Annotated in this window: 20 protein-coding genes; 12 read left to right on the plus strand and 8 right to left on the minus strand. The window is 69.7% G+C overall.

The window, feature by feature from the left end; all coding sequences use genetic code 11:
• A partial coding sequence (locus RB614_RS43525) for an acyl-CoA carboxylase subunit beta (protein ID WP_308718592.1) occupies nt 1-1,591 on the minus strand: 1,591 nt, incomplete at its 3' end.
• A 78-nt stretch (nt 1,592-1,669) separates the two neighbouring features.
• On the opposite strand from RB614_RS43525, the gene RB614_RS43530 reads away from it, so the two are divergent.
• The 3 genes from RB614_RS43530 to RB614_RS43540 are packed head-to-tail and all read left to right on the plus strand — an operon-like array spanning nt 1,670 to nt 3,465.
• Nucleotides 1,670-1,972, plus strand: a complete 303-nt coding sequence (locus tag RB614_RS43530; RefSeq protein ID WP_308718593.1) for a hypothetical protein — start codon at nt 1,670-1,672, stop codon at nt 1,970-1,972.
• Nucleotides 1,973-1,993: 21 nt separating this feature from the next.
• Nucleotides 1,994-2,851, plus strand: coding sequence for a biotin--[acetyl-CoA-carboxylase] ligase (locus RB614_RS43535; RefSeq protein ID WP_308718594.1), 858 nt, complete (start codon nt 1,994-1,996; stop codon nt 2,849-2,851).
• A 44-nt stretch (nt 2,852-2,895) separates the two neighbouring features.
• Nucleotides 2,896-3,465, plus strand: a complete 570-nt coding sequence (locus RB614_RS43540; RefSeq protein WP_308718595.1) for a PH domain-containing protein — start codon at nt 2,896-2,898, stop codon at nt 3,463-3,465.
• A gap of 68 nt (nt 3,466-3,533) precedes the next feature.
• On the opposite strand, the gene RB614_RS43545 is transcribed toward RB614_RS43540, so the two are convergent.
• The 3 genes from RB614_RS43545 to RB614_RS43555 all read right to left on the minus strand — a co-directional run bounded on the left by RB614_RS43545 (nt 3,534) and on the right by RB614_RS43555 (nt 5,397).
• Nucleotides 3,534-4,205 carry a GtrA family protein gene (locus RB614_RS43545; protein WP_308718596.1) on the minus strand — a complete coding sequence of 224 codons (672 nt, stop codon included), beginning with the start codon at nt 4,203-4,205 and terminating at the stop codon, nt 3,534-3,536.
• A gap of 71 nt (nt 4,206-4,276) precedes the next feature.
• The gene (locus RB614_RS43550) at nt 4,277-4,813 is read right to left on the minus strand and encodes a GtrA family protein (protein WP_308718597.1); all 537 of its coding nucleotides are present in this window, start codon (nt 4,811-4,813) and stop codon (nt 4,277-4,279) included.
• Between the two features lie 23 nt (nt 4,814-4,836).
• Complete coding sequence (locus RB614_RS43555) at nt 4,837-5,397, minus strand: RNA polymerase sigma factor (protein ID WP_308718598.1); 561 nt, start codon at nt 5,395-5,397, stop codon at nt 4,837-4,839.
• A gap of 316 nt (nt 5,398-5,713) precedes the next feature.
• Here RB614_RS43555 and RB614_RS43560 point away from each other — a divergent pair, with 316 nt between their 5' ends.
• The 3 genes from RB614_RS43560 to RB614_RS43570 all read left to right on the plus strand — a co-directional run bounded on the left by RB614_RS43560 (nt 5,714) and on the right by RB614_RS43570 (nt 9,674).
• Nucleotides 5,714-7,558: a phosphoenolpyruvate carboxykinase (GTP) gene (locus tag RB614_RS43560; protein WP_308718599.1), complete on the plus strand. Its 1,845-nt coding sequence runs from the start codon at nt 5,714-5,716 to the stop codon at nt 7,556-7,558.
• Between the two features lie 117 nt (nt 7,559-7,675).
• On the plus strand, nt 7,676-8,824 hold the full coding sequence (locus RB614_RS43565) for a geranylgeranyl reductase family protein (protein ID WP_308718600.1): 1,149 nt from the start codon (nt 7,676-7,678) through the stop codon (nt 8,822-8,824).
• An 82-nt stretch (nt 8,825-8,906) separates the two neighbouring features.
• Entirely contained in the window at nt 8,907-9,674 is a 768-nt protein-coding gene (locus tag RB614_RS43570; RefSeq protein WP_308718601.1) for an isoprenyl transferase, read from the plus strand.
• 58 nt (nt 9,675-9,732) lie between these two features.
• On the opposite strand, the gene otsB is transcribed toward RB614_RS43570, so the two are convergent.
• The 3 genes from otsB to RB614_RS43585 form a co-directional block, all read right to left on the minus strand.
• Nucleotides 9,733-10,560: a trehalose-phosphatase gene (otsB, locus tag RB614_RS43575; RefSeq protein WP_308718602.1), complete on the minus strand. Its 828-nt coding sequence runs from the start codon at nt 10,558-10,560 to the stop codon at nt 9,733-9,735.
• 51 nt (nt 10,561-10,611) lie between these two features.
• A complete protein-coding gene (locus tag RB614_RS43580) occupies nt 10,612-11,004 on the minus strand; it encodes a hypothetical protein (protein WP_308718603.1) in 393 nt (130 codons plus the stop codon).
• Between the two features lie 169 nt (nt 11,005-11,173).
• A complete protein-coding gene (locus tag RB614_RS43585) occupies nt 11,174-11,641 on the minus strand; it encodes a helix-turn-helix domain-containing protein (protein WP_308718610.1) in 468 nt (155 codons plus the stop codon).
• A gap of 256 nt (nt 11,642-11,897) precedes the next feature.
• On the opposite strand from RB614_RS43585, the gene RB614_RS43590 reads away from it, so the two are divergent.
• The 6 genes from RB614_RS43590 (at nt 11,898) to RB614_RS43615 (ending at nt 17,012) form a co-directional block, all read left to right on the plus strand.
• A complete protein-coding gene (locus tag RB614_RS43590) occupies nt 11,898-12,224 on the plus strand; it encodes a hypothetical protein (protein ID WP_308718604.1) in 327 nt (108 codons plus the stop codon).
• A 76-nt stretch (nt 12,225-12,300) separates the two neighbouring features.
• The gene (locus tag RB614_RS43595; RefSeq protein WP_308718605.1) at nt 12,301-12,603 is read left to right on the plus strand and encodes a hypothetical protein; all 303 of its coding nucleotides are present in this window, start codon (nt 12,301-12,303) and stop codon (nt 12,601-12,603) included.
• Between the two features lie 459 nt (nt 12,604-13,062).
• Nucleotides 13,063-14,469 carry an RNA 5'-3' helicase PhoH2 gene (gene phoH2 / locus RB614_RS43600; protein ID WP_308718606.1) on the plus strand — a complete coding sequence of 469 codons (1,407 nt, stop codon included), beginning with the start codon at nt 13,063-13,065 and terminating at the stop codon, nt 14,467-14,469.
• Nucleotides 14,470-14,691: 222 nt separating this feature from the next.
• Nucleotides 14,692-15,390, plus strand: a complete 699-nt coding sequence (locus RB614_RS43605; RefSeq protein ID WP_308718607.1) for an aggregation-promoting factor C-terminal-like domain-containing protein — start codon at nt 14,692-14,694, stop codon at nt 15,388-15,390.
• Between the two features lie 122 nt (nt 15,391-15,512).
• On the plus strand, nt 15,513-16,319 hold the full coding sequence (locus RB614_RS43610; RefSeq protein WP_308718608.1) for a S1 family peptidase: 807 nt from the start codon (nt 15,513-15,515) through the stop codon (nt 16,317-16,319).
• Nucleotides 16,320-16,373: 54 nt separating this feature from the next.
• A complete protein-coding gene (locus tag RB614_RS43615; RefSeq protein ID WP_308718609.1) occupies nt 16,374-17,012 on the plus strand; it encodes a rhomboid family intramembrane serine protease in 639 nt (212 codons plus the stop codon).
• Between the two features lie 138 nt (nt 17,013-17,150).
• Here RB614_RS43615 and RB614_RS43620 read toward each other — a convergent pair whose 3' ends face one another.
• A complete protein-coding gene (locus RB614_RS43620) occupies nt 17,151-18,494 on the minus strand; it encodes an IS701 family transposase (protein ID WP_308714810.1) in 1,344 nt (447 codons plus the stop codon).
• Nucleotides 18,495-18,562 lie beyond the last annotated feature (68 nt).

Raw genomic sequence — 18,562 nt, forward strand, 5'->3', positions numbered from 1 at the left:
AGAGGGGGATGTTGCCGTGCTTCTTGGGGGGCAGGGTCTCGCGTTTGGTGCGCAGGGTCCGCAGCGCGCGGACGATCTGCACGCGGGTCTGTGACGGCTGGATCACCGCGTCGACGTAGCCGCGTTCGGCCGCGATGTACGGGTTGGCGAGCGTGTCCTCGTACTCGGTGACGAGCTCGGCCCGCAGCGCCGCTGGATCGTCCGCATCGGACAGCGCACCGCGGTGCAGGATGTTCACCGCGCCCTGCGCGCCCATCACCGCGATCTGCGCGGTCGGCCACGCGAAGTTGAGGTCGGCGCCGAGGTGCTTGGAGCCCATCACGTCGTACGCGCCGCCGTACGCCTTACGGGTGATGACAGTGACCTTCGGGACCGTGGCCTCCGCGTACGCGTAGATGAGCTTGGCGCCGCGCCGGATGATCCCCTCCCACTCCTGACCCGTACCGGGCAGGAAACCAGGAACGTCCACAAAGGTCAAAACCGGGATGTTGAACGCGTCGCAGGTGCGCACGAAACGGGCCGCCTTCTCCGACGCGGCGATATCAAGGCAGCCAGCGAAATGCATCGGCTGGTTGGCGACCACACCGACCGGATGCCCCTCGACCCGACCAAAGCCGACCACAATGTTCTGCGCGTACAGCGCATGCACCTCCAGGAACTCACCATCGTCCAACACATGCTCGACAACCCGGTGCATGTCATACGGCTGATTGGCCGAGTCGGGAATCAGCGTGTCCAACACCAGGTCCTCCTCACCAACATCCAAAAAGGACGGGGCGGGGAACGCCGGCGCGTCGTCCATATTGTTCGACGGCAGGTACGACAGCAGCGCCTTGACGTAGTCGATCGCGTCCTCCTCGTCCGTGCCGAGGTAGTGCGCGTTGCCGGAACGAGTGTTATGGGTACGGGCACCGCCCAACTCCTCGAAGCCCACATCCTCACCGGTGACCGTCTTGATGACATCCGGGCCCGTGATGAACATGTGCGAGGTCTGATCGACCATCACCGTGAAATCGGTAACCGCGGGAGAGTAGACCGCCCCGCCCGCACACGGCCCCATCACCAGCGAAATCTGCGGGATCACACCGGAAGCCCGCACGTTACGGAAAAAGATCTCCCCATACAGACCCAGGCTGACCACACCCTCCTGGATCCGCGCACCACCGGAGTCGTTGATACCGACCACCGGACACCCGGTCTTCATCGCCAAATCCATCACCTTGACGATCTTCTCGCCGAACACCTCCCCCAACGACCCACCAAAGACCGTGAAATCCTGCGCGAACACACACACCGGCCGCCCATCGACCGTGCCATAACCAGTCACCACACCATCGCCATACGGCCGGGTCCTATCCAACCCGAACGCCGTCGAACGATGCCGAGCCAACCCATCCAACTCCACAAACGAACCCTCATCCAACAGCATCGCGACCCGCTCACGCGCCGTCCTCTTCCCCCGCGCATGCTGCTTCTCCACAGCCCGAACCGAACCCGCATGCACCGCCTCATCCACCCGACGCGAAAGGTCGGCGAGCTTACCCGCGGTGGTGTGTACGTCGATCTGGGTGGCGCTCTCCTGAACGGTCACTACTGGATCGTAACTTCAGGTGGATCGCCAGATTCTCTGAGTCGTTTCGCGATAAATGCCCTATTCGTTGTACTTGGTGTGCTGCTCTTGGGAATCGCGCTCATCGTGAGCGGGGCGATGGTGCTCTACGTACTGCGGCGCGTACTGTGGCCGCGACTCGCCGGCGAGAAGCCGGAGACGCCGCCGGCCGAGCGGGTGCACTACGTCGGTCCGCCCGACGACCTCGACCCGGTAGACATCCCGATCGACGTCACCGGCTACGGCGCACGCCCGATCTACGTGCCGCCGGACCGGGGCACCGTCTACATGTCGAGGGCCGCCCGAAGGCCGAATCTGGCGGACCGCCGCCTGGATTCCGGCTCGCACCGACAAACTCTTTGATACAGGCCCTAGGCTCGGCGGGTGAGCTCGCCGTATACGGACCTGGACCGGCCACCGCTCAACGCCCGGCGGCTGGCGGCGGCACTGGTCACCGAGGCCGGGCCGTGGACCCGCCTTGACCTGCGCGCCCAGACCGGTTCCACGAACGCCGACGCGGTGAGCGCCGCCCGCGCGGGCGAGCCGGAAGGCCTGGTGGTCGTCGCCGAGGCGCAGACCGAGGGGCGCGGCCGCCGCGGGCGCGCCTGGACCTCGCCGCCGCGCGCGGGCATCACGACCAGCGTGCTGCTCCGCCCCGGCGTGGCGGTGCCCGAGCGGGAGTGGCCGGCCGCGCCGCCCGCGGCGTACGGCTGGCTGCCCCTGCTGGCCGGCGTCGCGCTGGTCGAGACCGTAAACCGGCTGGCCGAGGTGCCCGCCGTCCTCAAGTGGCCCAACGACCTGATGGTCGGCGACCTCAAGTGCGCCGGCATCCTCGCCGAGGGGGTGCCCAACGGCGACGCGCCGGCGGTCGCGGTGGGCATCGGGCTCAACGTGACGCTGCGCGCCGGCGAGCTGCCCCCCGACCGCCCGGCCACCTCGCTCCAGCTCGCCGGCGCGGCGATGACCGACCGCGACCCGCTGCTGCGGGCGCTGCTGCGCGGGCTCGGCACCTGGTACGGCCGGTGGCGCTTCGCCGGTGGCGACGCGGAGGCCTCGGGGCTGGCGGAGGCGTACCGGCACCACTGCGGCACGATCGGCCGGAGCGTACGGGTGTCGCTACCCTCCGGTGCGGAGCTGGCCGGCGAGGTCACCACCGTGGACGCCGACGGGCAGCTCGTCGTCCGTACGGCCGAAGGTCGCAGCCAATCCGTTGCGGCCGGAGACGTGCTCTACGTGCGATGACCCGATACCGTCAGCCCGTCACGAATGTGAATGAGGAGGTTGGCGTGGCCTTTCCGGAAGACGTGCTCACCAAGGACGAGCACGTCGTGCTGCACATGCACCCCCACTGGAAGGAGGCGATCCGGCCGGTACTGGTGCTGGTGTTGGCACTCGTCGGCCTGGTTGCCGCCTGGATCTTTCTCCCCGACGGCAGCGGCGGCACCATCACGCTCTACGTCGTCGCCGCGGTGGCGCTCGTCCTCGTGCTGTGGCTGACCCTCTGGCCGATCCTGGTCTGGCGGACGACGCACCACGTGTTCACGAACGAGCGCGTGATCCTGCAACACGGGGTCTTCTCCCGCGACCGGCGGGACATCCCGCTCGGCCGGGTCAACGACCATTCGATGAGCCAGACGTTCATCGAGCGCCTGCTCGGCTGCGGCACGCTCACGATCGAGTCCGCCGGTGAGCGCGGCCAGTCGGTGCTCCGCGACATGCCTGCCGTGGAGAAGGTCCAGACCACGCTCTACGAGCTGATCGAGGCCAACCACGACAAGCACAGCCTCGGTGACGAGGAGATGCGCGAGATCATGCGGGACTCCAACCGTGAGGCGCGCGAGGCCCAGCAGCCGTAAGCCGGCCGAGTACGCGGAAATGACAAAGAGGGCGCCCCCGGAAAGGGGCGCCCTCTACGTGTCGTCGGTCAGTGCGCGGTCGAACGCCGCGCGGCGTCGAGCTCCACCGCGGCGAGCTCGGCGGCGAGCGTCACGTCGTCGATCGGCGAGGCCAGCTCGGCCTCCAGCGGCTCGGTCAGCTCCTGGAACTCGGCCGCCTCGCCGGCACGGGCCTGCGCGGGCACGGCGGCGGCAGGGGCGGCCTCCTCCAGCGCGTCGACGATCTCGGCGACCGGGTCGAGGTGGTGCTGGTGCACGACACCCGCCGGCTGCGGCCGGAACACGAACGTGCGGTAGGACCAGAACCGGAACGTCATGCCCAGCACGAGGCCGACGGTCTTGACCAGGTTGAGCGCCAGCAGGCCGTGGATGTCGAGCCCGTACTTGGCGATGGCCAGCACGCCCAGCTCGATGACCAGGCCGGCCGCGTTGAAGAGGAAGAACAGCGAGTACTCACGGCGCATCGCCGACTTGGACCGGTCGCGGAACGTCCAGTGCCGGTTCATGAAGTACGACGACGTGGTCGCCACTACTGTCGCGATGACGGTTGCCTTCAGCTGTCCATCCGCGAGAACGGTCAGCACCAGAGCGTTGAACAGAGCGTAGTTTACGACGGTGTTGACGCCGCCGACCGCGCCAAACTTCAGCGCCTCCTTGAGAAATTTCTGCCAACGCTCGGGCAGCAGGCGGACAAGACGCATTCGGCCACCTTACGGCAGTCTGGCGGCCGCGTGTCCGCGACCGGCTGGAGGTTTGCTGAAGGTCACCCCGGCTACTTGCTCTCCGTGACTGTGGCGGGCACGGGCTGTGTATCGGGATTCAGGAATACCCAGCGCCGGTAGGACCAAAAACGGAATGTCGTGCCCATCGCGGTGCCCACGATGTTTGCGGAAATGTTATCGACGATCGGGTTTTTGAATACCGGCCACAGGCTGCCCAGCCCGTAGTGGGAAATGGCCAGAGTGAGCAGGCTGAAGCCCAGGCCGATCGCGTTGAGCACGAAGTAGAGCACGTACTCCCGGGCGAGGTTGGACCGCGCGCGGTGGCGCCAGGTCCAGAACCGGTTGCCGACGAAGGCGACGGTCGCCGCGATGGCCGTGGAGAAGATCTTGGCGGTCAGCGACTCCATGTGCAGCAGGCCCAGCGCGACGTTGAACAGCACCAGGTCGACGCCGAACGCGATGATGCCGACGGTGCCGAACTTGCCCAGCTCATGGACGAGGTGCCCGAAACGGTCCCAGAGCCGGCGCAAGGGCCCCGGTCTGGGCTCGGAAGACGCCGAGGGCTCGCCGGTTACGGTCGCTGACACGCAGTCGAGGGTACCGGCTTTGGTCACCCCGCACTGGACGCCTCCCGCGCATATATCTGACGCAAGCGCTCGCGCGCCCGGTACGCCAATGCCGCTACCCCACCTGGGGTGAGGCCCAGCCGAGGCGCCACCTGTGCGTGCGGCTCACCCTCGACCTCGGTGTGCCACAGGACGGTGCGCCAGCGCTCGGGCAGTTGGGCGAAGGCGCGGGCCGCCTGGGCCCGCTCGAGCTGGGCGAGCGTCGTGTCGTGGAACGGCTCGCCTCGTTCGTACCGGGTGAGGTCGTCGGTGAACTCGAGCCGCTGATCGCGCCGCACGCGGTCGTACCGCACGTGGCGCAGCGTGGTGTGCAGGTAGGCGCGGAACGACTGGTCCGGGCCGCGGCCGGCGCGGAGCACGGCCAGCACCTTGGCGAACGTCTCGGCCACGAGGTCGTCCGCGTCGGCCGGACATCGGACCAGGGTGTACGCCAGGCGTCTGGCCGCGCCGGCGTGGCGGGCGTAGAGCGCGCCGTAGGCCGTGCTGTCGCCTTGGCGGACGGCTGCAAGAAGGTGTGCGTCACTCAACTCGACGTGGCTGGTCACTGCCGCCTCCGGGGGATTAATCAGGCGTAACAGGGAGCTAACCTGAACCTTAGGGCAAATTGGTCATACCCGGAAGAGGTGAACGGGGGCAGGAAGCTTTGCGTGAAGCTGCGCGTGGGAGCGCTGAATGCGTCGTGAGAACACATAAACGCCGTACTTTGTGCAGAGTTTCACAACCGTCCACGCTGCTCGGACGCGATCCTCGGCTTACGCTGAGCTGAAATCCCGATGACTTGATCGGCGCGTCGGCTCCCCATCCGGCACGTCCGCTCCGCGCATCCCGATTTCCGGTCAACGTCGACCAAAGGAGACAGTCATGACGGCCCCACCGGCGACCGTTCGAGGGCTCGACAGCGCCCCCACCAACCACCAGAAGCTGCTCTCCTGGGTCGGCGAGGTCGCCGAGCTGACGACGCCGGACCAGATCGTGTGGTGCGACGGCTCGCCCGAGGAGTGGCGCCGCCTCACCGACGAGCTGGTCGAGTCCGGCGCGCTGGTCCGGCTCTCCGAGGAGCGCAAGCCCAACTCGTTCTGGGCCCGCACCGACCCGACCGACGTGGCCCGGGTCGAGGAGCGCACGTTCATCTGCTCGGTCGACGAGGCCGACGCCGGACCCACCAACAACTGGATGGCCCCGGCCGAGATGAAGCGCACGATGACCGAGCTGTACCGGGAGTGCATGCGCGGCCGCACCTTGTACGTCGTCCCGTTCTGTATGGGCTCGCTCGACGCGGTCGAGCCGATGTTCGGCGTCGAGCTGACCGACAGCCCGTACGTGGTGGCCTCGATGCGCATCATGACCCGCATGGGCACCGAGGTGCTCGACGCGATGGGCGACGACGCGCCGTTCGTGCCGGCGCTGCACTCGGTGGGCGCGCCGCTCGCGGAAGGCGAGGCGGATGTGGCCTGGCCGTGCAGCGAGACCAAGTACATCTCACACTTCCCGGAGACCCGGGAGATCTGGTCGTACGGCTCGGGTTACGGCGGCAACTCGCTGCTCGGCAAGAAGTGCTACTCCCTGCGGATCGCGAGCGTCATGGCGCGCGACGAGGGCTGGCTCGCCGAGCACATGCTGATCCTCAAGCTCACCTCGCCCGAGGGCACCGTGCGCTACGTGGCCGGCGCCTTCCCGTCCGCCTGCGGCAAGACCAACCTGGCCATGCTCCAGCCGACGATCCCGGGCTGGACGGTCGAGACGGTCGGCGACGACATCGCCTGGATGCGGTTCGGCGACGACGGCCGGCTCTACGCCACCAACCCGGAGTACGGGCTCTTCGGCGTCGCGCCCGGCACCGACTGGACGACCAACCCGAACGCCATGCGTACGCTCGACATCGGCAACTCGATCTTCACCAACGTCGCGCTCACCGACGACGGCGACATCTGGTGGGAGGGCATGGGCGAGCCGCCCGCGCACCTGACCGACTGGCGCGGCGGCGACTGGACGCCCGACTCCGGCGAGCTCTCCTCGCACGCCAACTCCCGCTTCTGCACGCCGATCACCCAGTGCCCGATCCTGGCGCCGGAGTACCACGACCCGCGCGGCGTGCCGATCGACGCGATCCTGTTCGGCGGGCGCCGCAAGACCACGATCCCGCTGGTGACCGAGGCGCGCGACTGGGTGCACGGCGTCTACCTCGGCGCCACGCTCTCCTCCGAGACCACGGCCGCCGCGGCGGGCAAGGTGGGTGTCGTGCGTCGCGACCCGATGGCCATGCTCCCCTTCATCGGGTACAACGCCGGCGACTACTTCGGGCACTGGATCGAGATGGGCAAGGGCGCCGACGGCGACGCGGCCAAGCTGCCGAAGATCTTCTACGTCAACTGGTTCCGGCGCGGCGACGACGGCCGCTTCCTCTGGCCCGGCTTCGGCGAGAACTCCCGCGTGCTCAAGTGGATCGTCGAGCGGCTGGAGGGGCGGGGCGCGGCCGTGGAGACGCCGATCGGCCACGTACCGGCGCCGGACGCGCTCGACCTGAGCGGGCTCGACCTGTCGCCGGAGGACATCGAGGCGGTGCTCCGCGTCGACCCGGCCGAGTGGAAGGCGGAGATCCCGCAGGTCACCGAGTGGTTCGAGAGGTTCGGCGACAAGCTGCCCGGCGTGCTCTGGGCCGAGCTCGACGCCCTCAAGGCCCGGTTGGACGCCGCCCCCTCGACTTGAGGGACTCCCTGAACGCAGGGAAGCTGGGCGGGTGACCGCCACGCGTGCCGCCGCGACACCGGTCCGGCGGCCGCGGGCGGCCCGGGCGCACACCCACTACGCGATCGGGCGGGCGCGATGAGCGAGTTCGACGTTGTCGTCGTCGGGGCGGGGCCGGCCGGGGCGAGCGCCGCCCTCGCCGCCCGCCGGGCCGGGGCGAGCGTGCTGCTGCTCGACCGCGCGGACTTCCCGCGCGACAAGGCGTGCGGCGACGGGATCGCCCCGCACGCGATCGACGTACTGGCCGGGCTGGGCGTGACCGGCGCGGTCGACGGCTATCCATCGGTACCGGCGCTGCGCCTGGTCGGGCCGGGCGGCGGCGAGGTGGGCCGGGCGCTGCCCCGCGCGGCGTACACGGTGCCCCGGAAGGTTTTCGACGCCCGCCTCGTCGCGGCCGCGGTCGATGCCGGAGCCCGGCTGCGCCGGCACACCGTGCGGCGGCTGGAGGAGCGCGGCGACCGGGTGGTGGTCGACGGCGAGTTCAGCGCCGGCGCGCTGGTCGGGGCCGACGGCGCGGGATCGGTGGTGCGGCGGGCGCTCGGCTTCGCGCCCAACCCGGACGGCCACCTCGCGATCGCCATGCGCGGGTACGCTCCGGCGCGCCCCGAGGCCGAGCAGCTGATCGTGACCTCGGGTACGGGTTGGCCGGCCTACGCGTGGTCGTTTCCGATCGGGGACGGGCGGGCCAACATCGGGTACGGCGAGGTGCTGCGCGGCCAGCCGCTGAGCCGCGCCCACCTGGTGGACCGGATGGCCGAGCTGCTGCCCGGCCTCGATCCGGCCGAGGTGACCGGGCTGCGCGCACACCACCTGCCGCTCTCCACCCGGCGACCCCCGGCTGGCCGGGGGCGGGTGGTGCTCGCCGGCGACGCGCTCTCGTTGATCAACCCGTTCACCGGCGAGGGGATCTTCTACGCGGTGCTCTCCGGGGCGCTGGCCGGCGCGGCGGCCGCGGCGGGTGGCCCCGTCGCCGGGCGGTACACGGCGGCGCTGCGCCGCCGGCTCGGCCGTCACCTGCGTCACAGCCGTGTCGCGGCCTGGCTCGGCGGCAACCGCCGGATGGTCGAGGCCGCGGTGCGCGCCGCCGCCCGGGACGCCCGGGTCTTCGGCACGCTGGCCGAGCTCGGGCTCGGCGAAGGGCTCCTGGACACCCGTACGTTGGTGAGGATCGGCCTAGCCACCGGCGAGCGAGCCGGGCGCGGCGGCGGCCACCCGCGACAGCGGTGAGCGAGCGCGGCCCCGCGACGGCCGAGCGAACGAAAGGCACGCGAGGTAGTGGATCGGTCCGGTAAGCCCTACTCTGCATAAGGTGAATCTGCGGAGCCTTGTCTACTCGGTGTACGAGCGGCGGCTGACCAGGAAGCTGGCCGGCAAGCCGGTGCCCAGTCACGTCGGCGTGATGTGCGACGGCAACCGGCGCTGGGCCAAGGAGATGGGGTTCATCGACCCCAACGACGGCCATCGCATGGGCGCCGTAAAGATCAAGCACCTGCTCGACTGGTGCGATCAGGCGAGCATCGCGCACGTCACGCTCTACCTCCTGGCCACCGACAACCTGCGCCGCCCGGCCAGCGAGCTCGAGCCGCTCCTGCGGATCATCGAAGACCTGGTCACCGAGCTCTCCGAAGACGGCAACCCGTGGCAGCTGCGGGTGGTGGGCGCGCTCGACGTGCTGCCCGCGGAGACCGCCACGGTGCTCAAGGCGGCCCAGGAGCGCACCATCGGCCGCACCGGCGTCCAGGTCAACCTCGCCGTCGGCTACGGTGGCCGGCGCGAGATCGCCGACGCGGTGCGGTCGCTGTTGAGCGAGCACGCCCAGGCCGGCGGCACGATCGAGGAGCTGGTCGAGGTCCTCGACGTGGAGCACATCGCCGAGCACCTGTACACGCGCGGCCAGCCCGACCCCGACCTGATCATCCGGACCAGCGGCGAGCAGCGGCTCTCCGGCTTCCTGCTCTGGCAGTCGGCGCAGTCGGAGTTCTACTTCTGCGACATGAACTGGCCCGACTTCCGCCACATCGACTTCCTCCGCGCCCTGCGCGCGTACGGCCAGCGCCAGCGCCGCTACGGCGCCTGAGCCCGGGTCCGGGCCTGAGTCCGGCGGTCGAGCGGCGGCTCGGCGGTTGAGCGGCCGCTCAGGCCCGCAGCGTCTGTAGCGCCTCGGCCAGAAACTTGCCGAGCGCCTGCGGCGAGTCGATGGTCAGGTCGGCGGCGCGGGCCACCTCCAGCCCGGTCTCCGGGTTGGCCACCGCCACGCAGATGCCGAAGAACCGCTCGTCGGCCGCCTCCAGCTCGCGCAGGGCGTCGAACGCCTTGATGTCGGAGACGTCGTCCCCGAAGTACCACGCGCAGCCAGCCGTGGACGCGACGTCCCGGATGACCATGCCCTTGTCGCGGTCGACCGGCGGCTTGACCTCGATCACCATGCGCCCGGGCTGCACGCGCAGCCCCAGCCGCTCGGCCTCCGCCCGGCCCCACGCCTCGACCTGCTCGGCCAGGTGCGGGTTGGTGCGGTAGTGCAGGGCGACGGACAGCCGCTTGTACTCCACCAGCGCGCCCTCGGGCAGCTCGGCCCGGGCCCGCTCGGCCAGCTCGGCCATCGCCGGCACCCACGGCAGGGCGGCCGGCTCGGTGACCGTCTCGCCCGAACCGTGGCTGTGCTCCAGGCCGTAGAGGCCGTAGAGGTCGACGCCGGCCAGGTGGCCGAAGTGCTCCCGGAGGAAGTCGACCGGGCGCGCGGAGACCACCGCGACCCGCCGGACCGACTCGGCGAGGCCGGCGATAGCGGCCATCACCTCGGGCACCGGCTGGACCGCGTTGGGGTCGTCGCCAACCGGTGCCACCACCCCGTCGAAGTCGAAGAAAAGCACGCACTCCGCGGCCCGGGCCGTGGTGATCTGCCACGCCTGGTCCGCGGTCAGGGGACGGGACGGGCGCTGGTTACCCGCATCGTTCGGCCGCACGCGCGCCAGCGTACCGAATGAGTGACCTGGCGTTCGACGGTCGCGTAAGGATCAGTCATCGCTTCCGGTCATGGCCCTCCGGCCGGAGCGGTACCCCAGCGGCACCACGCTCGCGTCGTTGGTCTGGCTGAGCGGCCGGCCGTCGTGGCCCTGGCCCAACAGGTAGCCCTCGACGAACCCGGTGTTGCGGTCGCCGGTGCGGTCGTCGAGCTCTTCGAGCCGGACGACCAGGAACTCGCTCATCGCGCTCAGCCGGTCGTCGACACGCTGGTAGAACTCGGCCATCACGGCGATCAGCGTCGTCACCGAGGCGGTGGCGACCGCGAACAGGTTGACCACGTCGGGCACCCGCTGGTTGCTCAGCACATCGACGAGGATGTTTGCGGTCACGCACAAGGTGACCGCGACGGTCGCGACGACGACCGCAGTCCATTTCAGGGGCATGGAAGACCCCTCCCTCTTGTCCCGCAGGGCTGTGTCCGGCCTTGTCCCGTCCCCCCGCCGACGACGAGCCCAAGCAGTACGAAGTGGACGGTAGCCTGCTACGCGCCCACGTACAGAGGTTTGCGACAGTGAGGCCGGCCTTCTTTCGCCATTTGGAGACTTGGCGTGCCTAGCTAGCCCTTTTGCGCCCTTTGCGGGAGTCGGAGGGGACGGTCGGCCGGTAGGCGAGGTACCGGACGGTCTCCCGGATGTGGAACTTTTCGGCATCGGAGACGTTGGGATCGACGAGGCGGCGCAGCAGCGCCTCCACGTCAGGGTCCATCGGTGGTGCCGTGGGCGTCGGTCGTGCGGGTGCGGTGTCGGCCCAACCGAGTACGCCGAAGGCGACGGTGGGGTTGATGCCGAGGCCTTCGCAGAAAGCCACCACGCGCTCGGCTTCGGGGTCGCTGGCCCACTCGCCGCGTACCCACCGGTTGATGGTCTGGCGGGACACGCCGGTGCGGCGGGCGACCTCCGAACCGGTCCAGGCACGCGTCGCGCGCGCGTCTTCCAACGCTTTACGTACGAACGCGGCGAAAGCAATCTTTCGCCCAGGCGTCTCCGGCACCGGGTGACGGTACGGCCAGTTCGCCGGCAGAGTTTCTCGTGAAACGGCGCCGTCCCGCGCGCGTGACGGGTCATCATCACCTTCACTTAGCCGGTAGTTCCTTACGTTGAGGGGTGCCACGCCGTTAGGGTAGGTCATCTGTATGTCTCGCACATATCAGCCGAAAAGATGATGCTGTCACGCACATGAGACGCCGTACGCTCTGTCACGTGCATGGGACGAAACGTAGTCAACCGTGTCACGCACACGTGACAGCTTCAGGAGGGCATGTGGCAGGGAGGAACGGATGACCGAGGTTGAGACGCGAGCGGACGCCTTTGGGCTGATCGCCGAGGGCGTCGCGGCCGGGCTGAGTGCCCCCTGGCGGCTGTATCTGGCCCGCGGTTCGCGTTACGTGTCCCTCAACGTCGGCAACCGTGCCGAGTGGGATTCCTGGCGGACCCACCTTGGCTGCCCCGATCTGAGCGTGCGGGTGTACGACGCGGGAGGCGACATCCGCCGTTCATCGGTGGCCGAGGTGGTGCTCGGGGGGTGCCGGATCAGCGTGGAGCTCGTCGAGGAGGTGAGCATGACGGACATCAGTCGGCTGCTGGATGCCGAGGTTGATCCATGAGCGAGCGAAGCGAGCGAATCGTCAGGCTCAGTGCCACCGGTGCCTCATGGTCGCCCGCAGCGAAGCGAGGACGGCCATGAGCCCGTTCTTCGCGCTGTTCTTCGTGCTGCTGCTGGGATCCTCGAGCTACGCCGCTGGCCGGCTGCACGGTCAGTTGAGCTACCGGATCGGGTACCGCTTCGGGTACCGGCAAGGCTATTTGGACGGTGATCGCGGGGCCTGGAACCGGCGGCGCCGCGAGGCGCAGGCGGCCAAGCCCCCAGCGGACGGCAAGCCGCTGAACCGGCCCCTGGTGTTACGGCAGGGAACCACGTACACCAGCGCCTCATTCGTGGGAGCCGTGTCCAACGGCGGAAGGCACTCCACTCGCGTGGGGTGAACGGCTCCCTCAGGGGGTCGTACGGCCAGACCGGTGGCCGTACGACTCGCCGGCCGGGATGCGCGCAGGGGGCACGCATCCTGGTCGGCCCCTCCCAGCCGGCCCGTCCGACCCTGGGTTGCAGCCGCCCTCGGGTCGGGCGGGCCGGCGCCTAAACCTGGCGCCAGCCGCCTGGAGCAACGGCGCTGGACGCACAAGCACCGGGGCCATCGGCGGGCCGATGGTCCCGGTTCCAGCGCGTGGTAGGGCTTTCGTCACGGCGCGCCGCCCGTCACGTACTAGCCCAAGCTGGCCTCGGCCGGCTAGCTTCTACCCATGGCGTGGGGTCGTCCCAAGCCATCCGGCCGGCCCGGGACCTTGCGTTTTACGCCACGGGACCTCGCATCCGACCCCGTGACTCCGGGCACCGGACGAGGCGGATCGCGGGCGGTCCGGGTGCACGCTCGCCGGAGCAGGCCTGTGACGACTCGCCGTACCAACCCCCGGGTCACCAACCAGGACCCAGCCGCCACACCGACCAGCCGCCGCTCTAGGTCCCCCCGCACCGCCCCGGCCGAGCCCGCACCCGCGGAGCCGGCCGATAAGTCGTACGTGCTGGACACCTCGGTGCTGCTGTCCGACCCGGCGGCGTTCTACCGCTTCAACGAGCACGAAGTGGTCCTGCCCCTGGTCGTCATCTCCGAGCTGGAGGGCAAGCGGCACCACCCGGAGCTCGGCTGGTTCGCCCGCCAGTGCCTGCGGATGCTCGACGAGCTGCGCATCAAGCACGGCCGCCTCGACGCCCCGCTGCCGGTCAACGACCTCGGCGGCACCCTCCGCGTGGAGCTCAACCACGCCGACCCGTCCGTGCTGCCGCAGGGCTTTCGCAACGAGTCCAACGACGCCCGGATCCTCTCCGTCGCCCTCGGGCTCGCCGCCGAGGGGCGCGACGTCACGCTGGTGAGCAAAGACATGCCGCTGCGGGTCAAGGCCGCCTCGGTCGGCCTGCACGCCGACGAGTACCGGCACGGCCAGGCCAGCGACCCCACCTGGACCGGCATGGCCGACCTCGAGCTGGGCGAGGAGCAGGTCAACCAGCTGTACGCGGGTGAGGCGCTCGACGTCGACGAGGCCGCCGGCCTGCCCTGCCACACCGGCCTGGTGCTGCACTCGCCGCGCGGCTCGGCGCTGGGGCGGGTGCTGCCCGACAAGACCGTGCGCCTGGTGCGCGGCGACCGCGAGGCGTTCGGCCTGCGCGGGCGCTCGGCCGAGCAGCGGGTCGCGCTGGATCTGCTGCTCGACGAGTCGATCGGCATCGTCTCGCTCGGCGGCCGGGCCGGCACCGGCAAGTCCGCGCTGGCCCTCTGCGCCGGCCTGGAGGCCGTGATGGAGCGGCGCAAGCACAAGAAGGTCATCGTCTTCCGCCCGCTGTACGCGGTGGGCGGCCAGGAGCTCGGCTACCTGCCCGGCTCGGAGGCGGAGAAGATGTCGCCCTGGGCCCAGGCGGTGTTCGACACGCTGGGCGCCGTGGTGCACGAAAACGTCATGGAAGAGGTCATGGCCCGCGGCATGCTCGAAGTGCTGCCGCTGACCCACATCCGCGGTCGCAGCCTGCACGACGCGTTCGTGATCGTCGACGAGGCGCAGTCGCTGGAGCGGGGTGTGCTGCTGACCGTCCTGTCCCGGATCGGGCAGGGTTCGCGAGTGGTGCTCACGCACGACGTGGCGCAGCGTGACAACCTCCGGGTCGGCCGCCACGACGGCGTCACCGCGGTGATCGAGGCCCTGAAGGGACACCCGATCTTCGCGCATGTCACACTCAATCGCTCAGAACGGTCACCGATCGCCGAGGTGGTCACCGATCTCCTGGAGGACATCCCCCGATAACCCCGGGTTCTGTCCATATTTGCCCTGGTAAACGGCGTGGCGCGAGTCACAAACGGCTGAACGCGCCTCCACAACCGCCTCACTGTGCGCAATGGTGTCCTGCGGGCACCCGCGCCACACCGGCACCTTTCGTCGGTCCAGGAGCAGGTGCCTACGGCGCGGCCCACCATCCCCCTGGTGGCGTCCGCACCGTGTCCTTGCCCCCTACGAAGGGACCACTTCGTGAGTCGGCTGTGGAGCCGGTTCGGTATCCGGGCGTTGGCCCTCGCACTGCTCCTCGCGGGCGTTGGTGGCGGCTACTTCCTGGGTCAGGACCGTGAAGCCCAGCAGCAAGGGATCAGCGCTCAGCTGGCCGCCGATGCCGATCAGGAAGAGATCGAGTACATCAAGGAGCGCCACCGCGAGCACATGATCGCGACCGCGCACCAGCGCGAGGCCCAGCGCGTCGCCGCCGAAAAGGCAGCCGCCGCGGCCAAGGCCGAGGCAGAGCGCGCGCGCAAGGCCGCCGAGGCGGCGAGCCGCAAGAAGCGCGAGCAGGAGCAGCAGAAGAAGGAGGAAGAGGAGGCCAACGCGGCGACCAAGCCGTACACCGGCCCGATTCCCGCCTCCTGCAACGAGTACAGCGGCAACCGCAAGATCGGTTGTGCGGTGATGCTCAGCAGCGGCTTCGGCCTCGACCAGTTCCCCTGCCTGGACAAGCTGTGGACGAAGGAGAGCGGCTGGAACCACAAGGCCAGCAACCCGTCCTCCGGCGCGTACGGCATCCCGCAGGCGCTGCCCGGCGGCAAGATGGAGTCGGCCGGCTCGGACTGGGAGACCAACCCGGCGACCCAGATCAAGTGGGGCCTCGGCTACATCAAGGGCCGGTACGGCGATCCCTGTGGCGCGTGGGCGCACTCGCAGGACGTGGGCTGGTACTGACCTCCTGAATCGCGGAAAGGGTGCGCACCTCGCCGGTGCGTACCCTTTCTGGCGTTTCGTGGGCGGATCGAGCGAGCCGACCGTCCATACTGGGCGAACTGCCGGATTTTGGGGAGTTTCGCATGCGTGGTACGGGATGGCTCGGCGCGCTCGTCGCCGGCGCACTGGTTGGCTCGTTCGCGGTGGCCGGGCCGGCCGCCTCGGCACCCGTACCCGCGCCTTCGCCGCACACCGAGGTCGTCGGCGGCGGGCCGGCCAGGTCTGGCCAGTTTCCGTGGGTGGTGCGCCTCTCGGTCGGCTGTGCCGGCGCCCTGACCGCGCCGCGGGTGGTGCTCACGGCCGCCCACTGCGTCGACCGTACCGGCTACGACAGCGGCATCACGGTCGTCGCCGGCTCGGTCGACCAGCACTCGCCGGGCGCGACCCGGGTCAGGTCCCGGTACGTGGTCCGCGCCGCCGGCTTCCGGGACGCCACCAAGGGCGACGACTGGGCGCTGATCCAGCTCGCCCGGCCGCTCGACCTGCCGCTGCTCCCGCGTGCCGCCGACGAGTCGTACGACAAGGGCATGTTTACGATCATGGGGTGGGGTGCCACCCGGGACGGCTCCGCGACCCAGCAGCGGTACCTGCGCACGGCCGAGGTGCCGTACGTCTCCGACCGGCGGTGCGGCCGGGCCTACCGGGACGTCGGCCACGGGTACGTCGCCAGCGAGATGATCTGCGCCGGCGACACCGAGCGCGGCGGCGTGGACGCCTGCCAGGGCGACTCGGGCGGGCCGATGGTGCGCCGGGACGCGGCGGGGGAGTGGATCCAGGTCGGCATCGTGAGCTGGGGCCTGGGCTGCGCCCGCCGCGACTTCCCCGGCGTCTACACCCAGGTCTCCCGCTACGCCGAGGCGATCGAGCGCAAGACCCGTGAACTGAGCTAGCGCCTGGCGGTCCTTCATTTGGCGGCGGCCGCCGTGGCCTGATAGCAGTGGAACGTGGCTTACGGCGGCAGCTCCAGCGGCGATCCCAACCGCTTCGGCACCGAGGCGTTCTACGCCTCGCTGGGGCGGGCGTTCGTGGCGATGTGCGCGGTCATCCCGGTGCTCTTCCTCATCGAGGCGCTGGACGGCTGGCTGGGCAACCCGTTCGACACGGCCGCCGGCATCGTGCCGCATCAGATCGACGGTCTCGACGGTGTCTTCTTCGCGCCGTTCCTGCACCACGGCTTCGAGCACCTCTACAGCAACAGCGTGCCGCTGATCCTGCTCGGCACGTTTGTGCTGGCCGCAGGGGGTAAGCGCTTCCTCTACTCGACGCTGTTCATCATCTTCGCCAGCGGGCTCGGGGTGTGGTTCACCGGCAGCCCCAACACGATCGTCGTGGGCGCGAGCGGGGTGATCTTCGGATACCTCGGCCTGCTGCTGATGCGCGGCCTGGTCGAGCGGAGCTGGTGGAACGTCGGGGTCGTCTTCCTCGTCGGCCTCCTCTACGGCTGGCAGCTCGTCGTCGGGATCCTCCCCTCCGACCCCCAGGTCTCCTGGCAGGGGCACCTCTTCGGCTTCCTCGGCGGCCTGGTCGCCGCGATCCTCTTCCGGCGCCGCCTGGACTCCGGCGCAGCCCGGCTAGGAAGTTGATACAGGCCCTAGTAGTGCTTTGTTAGGTAACTCGAGATTGGTTGTGGTGTAAGGGTTTCACGGTTTGGTGGCATGTGGGGCAGGCGCCGGTCCAGGTCGCGAGGAGGTATTGCAGCTCGCGGATGACCTTGTAGAGGGTCAGGCCGGCGCAGCCGCTTTTGGGTCGTGTCGCAGCAGGGTGATGAACAGGTGCGCGGCGGTGACCAGGGTGACGTGGCGGTGCCAGCCGGTGAAGGAGCGGCCTTCGAAGTGGTCCAGGCCGAGGCCGGTTTTCAGTTCGCGGTAGTCGTGTTCGATCCGCCAGCGGATCTTCGCGGTGCGGATCAGGTCGACGGGGTCGGTGTCGGCGGGTTGGCTGGATAGCCAGTAGGTGACCGGTTCGGCCTCGTCGTCGGGCCATTCCGCGATCAGCCACCGCTCGGGCAGGCTGCCGTCGGGGTTGCGGGGGATGCGGTGCCCAGCCGGACGGACCCGTAGGAACACGAACTGTGAGCTGAGGATGCCTTTGCTGCCTTCGCGCCAGGTGACCGTGGTCGCGGCATCGCGGCCGGCGTCGAGCACGTGCCGGGCAATGCTGGCCGCGTCGTCGGGGTAGTCCGGGCGGGTCGGTGGGCGGCCGTGCCCGGACCACGTGGGTGGCGCGGGTTCCGCGTCGGACCGGTGGGCGAGGGTTTCGCCTTTGACCTGGACGCTGTAGAGGATGCCGCGTTCGTCGAGCGCGGCCCGGAACGGGCCGCTGTCGCCGTAGCCGGAGTCGGCGGTGACCAGGGGTGGTCGCAATCCGTGTGCAGCGAGCCCGTCGATCATCTCGATTGCCAGTATCCACTTCGGACGGTGGCCCTCATCCTCCGGAATCGCGGCCTTGCGGCGCCGCCGCCGCGCGGTCTCGGTCGCGGCAGCGGCGACCGCATCAACATCGACCTCGGCCGGTTCGACAGACGCGGTGGCCCGCGGTGCATTCGTCAACGTCTTACGCTGCTTGGCCTTGGCCGCCTTGACCGCGGCCGGTCCGGCCTTGGCGGCGTCCCAGGACTCCGGCAGGAACAGCCGCCAGTCCAGCGGGCACGACGCCGTATCGGTGACCGCGTGGACGCTGACCCCGATCTGGCAGTTGGCGACCTTGCCCAGGGTGCCGGAGTACTGCCGGGCCACCCCGGGCGAGCCGGTGCCGTCCTTCGGGAACCCGGTGTCATCGAACACCCACGCGACCGGGTCGATCAACTCTACCGCCCGCTCGGCCAGCCGCGCCCGCACCGCCATGGTGTCCCACGTCGACGTGGTCACGAACTGCTGCAGCCCCTGATGATCCACGCCGAGCCGGGCCGCCATCGGCTGCATCGACTTACGCCGCCCGTCCAGCAACAGCCCCCGCAGATACGTCTCGCCCTTGACCCGCTGGTCAGACCGGGCCAAGGGCGTGAACACGTCCGCCGCGAACGCCTCCAGGCGTTGCCGCACAACCGAAAGCTCATCCGGAGTCACCGAAGCATGAAACTACCCGCACCACCCCGACGACCCCACGACACGCCGACCTAACAAAGCACTACTAG

The organism is Phytohabitans maris, assembly GCF_031085175.1.
GTDB classification, from domain to species: domain Bacteria; phylum Actinomycetota; class Actinomycetes; order Mycobacteriales; family Micromonosporaceae; genus Phytohabitans; species Phytohabitans maris.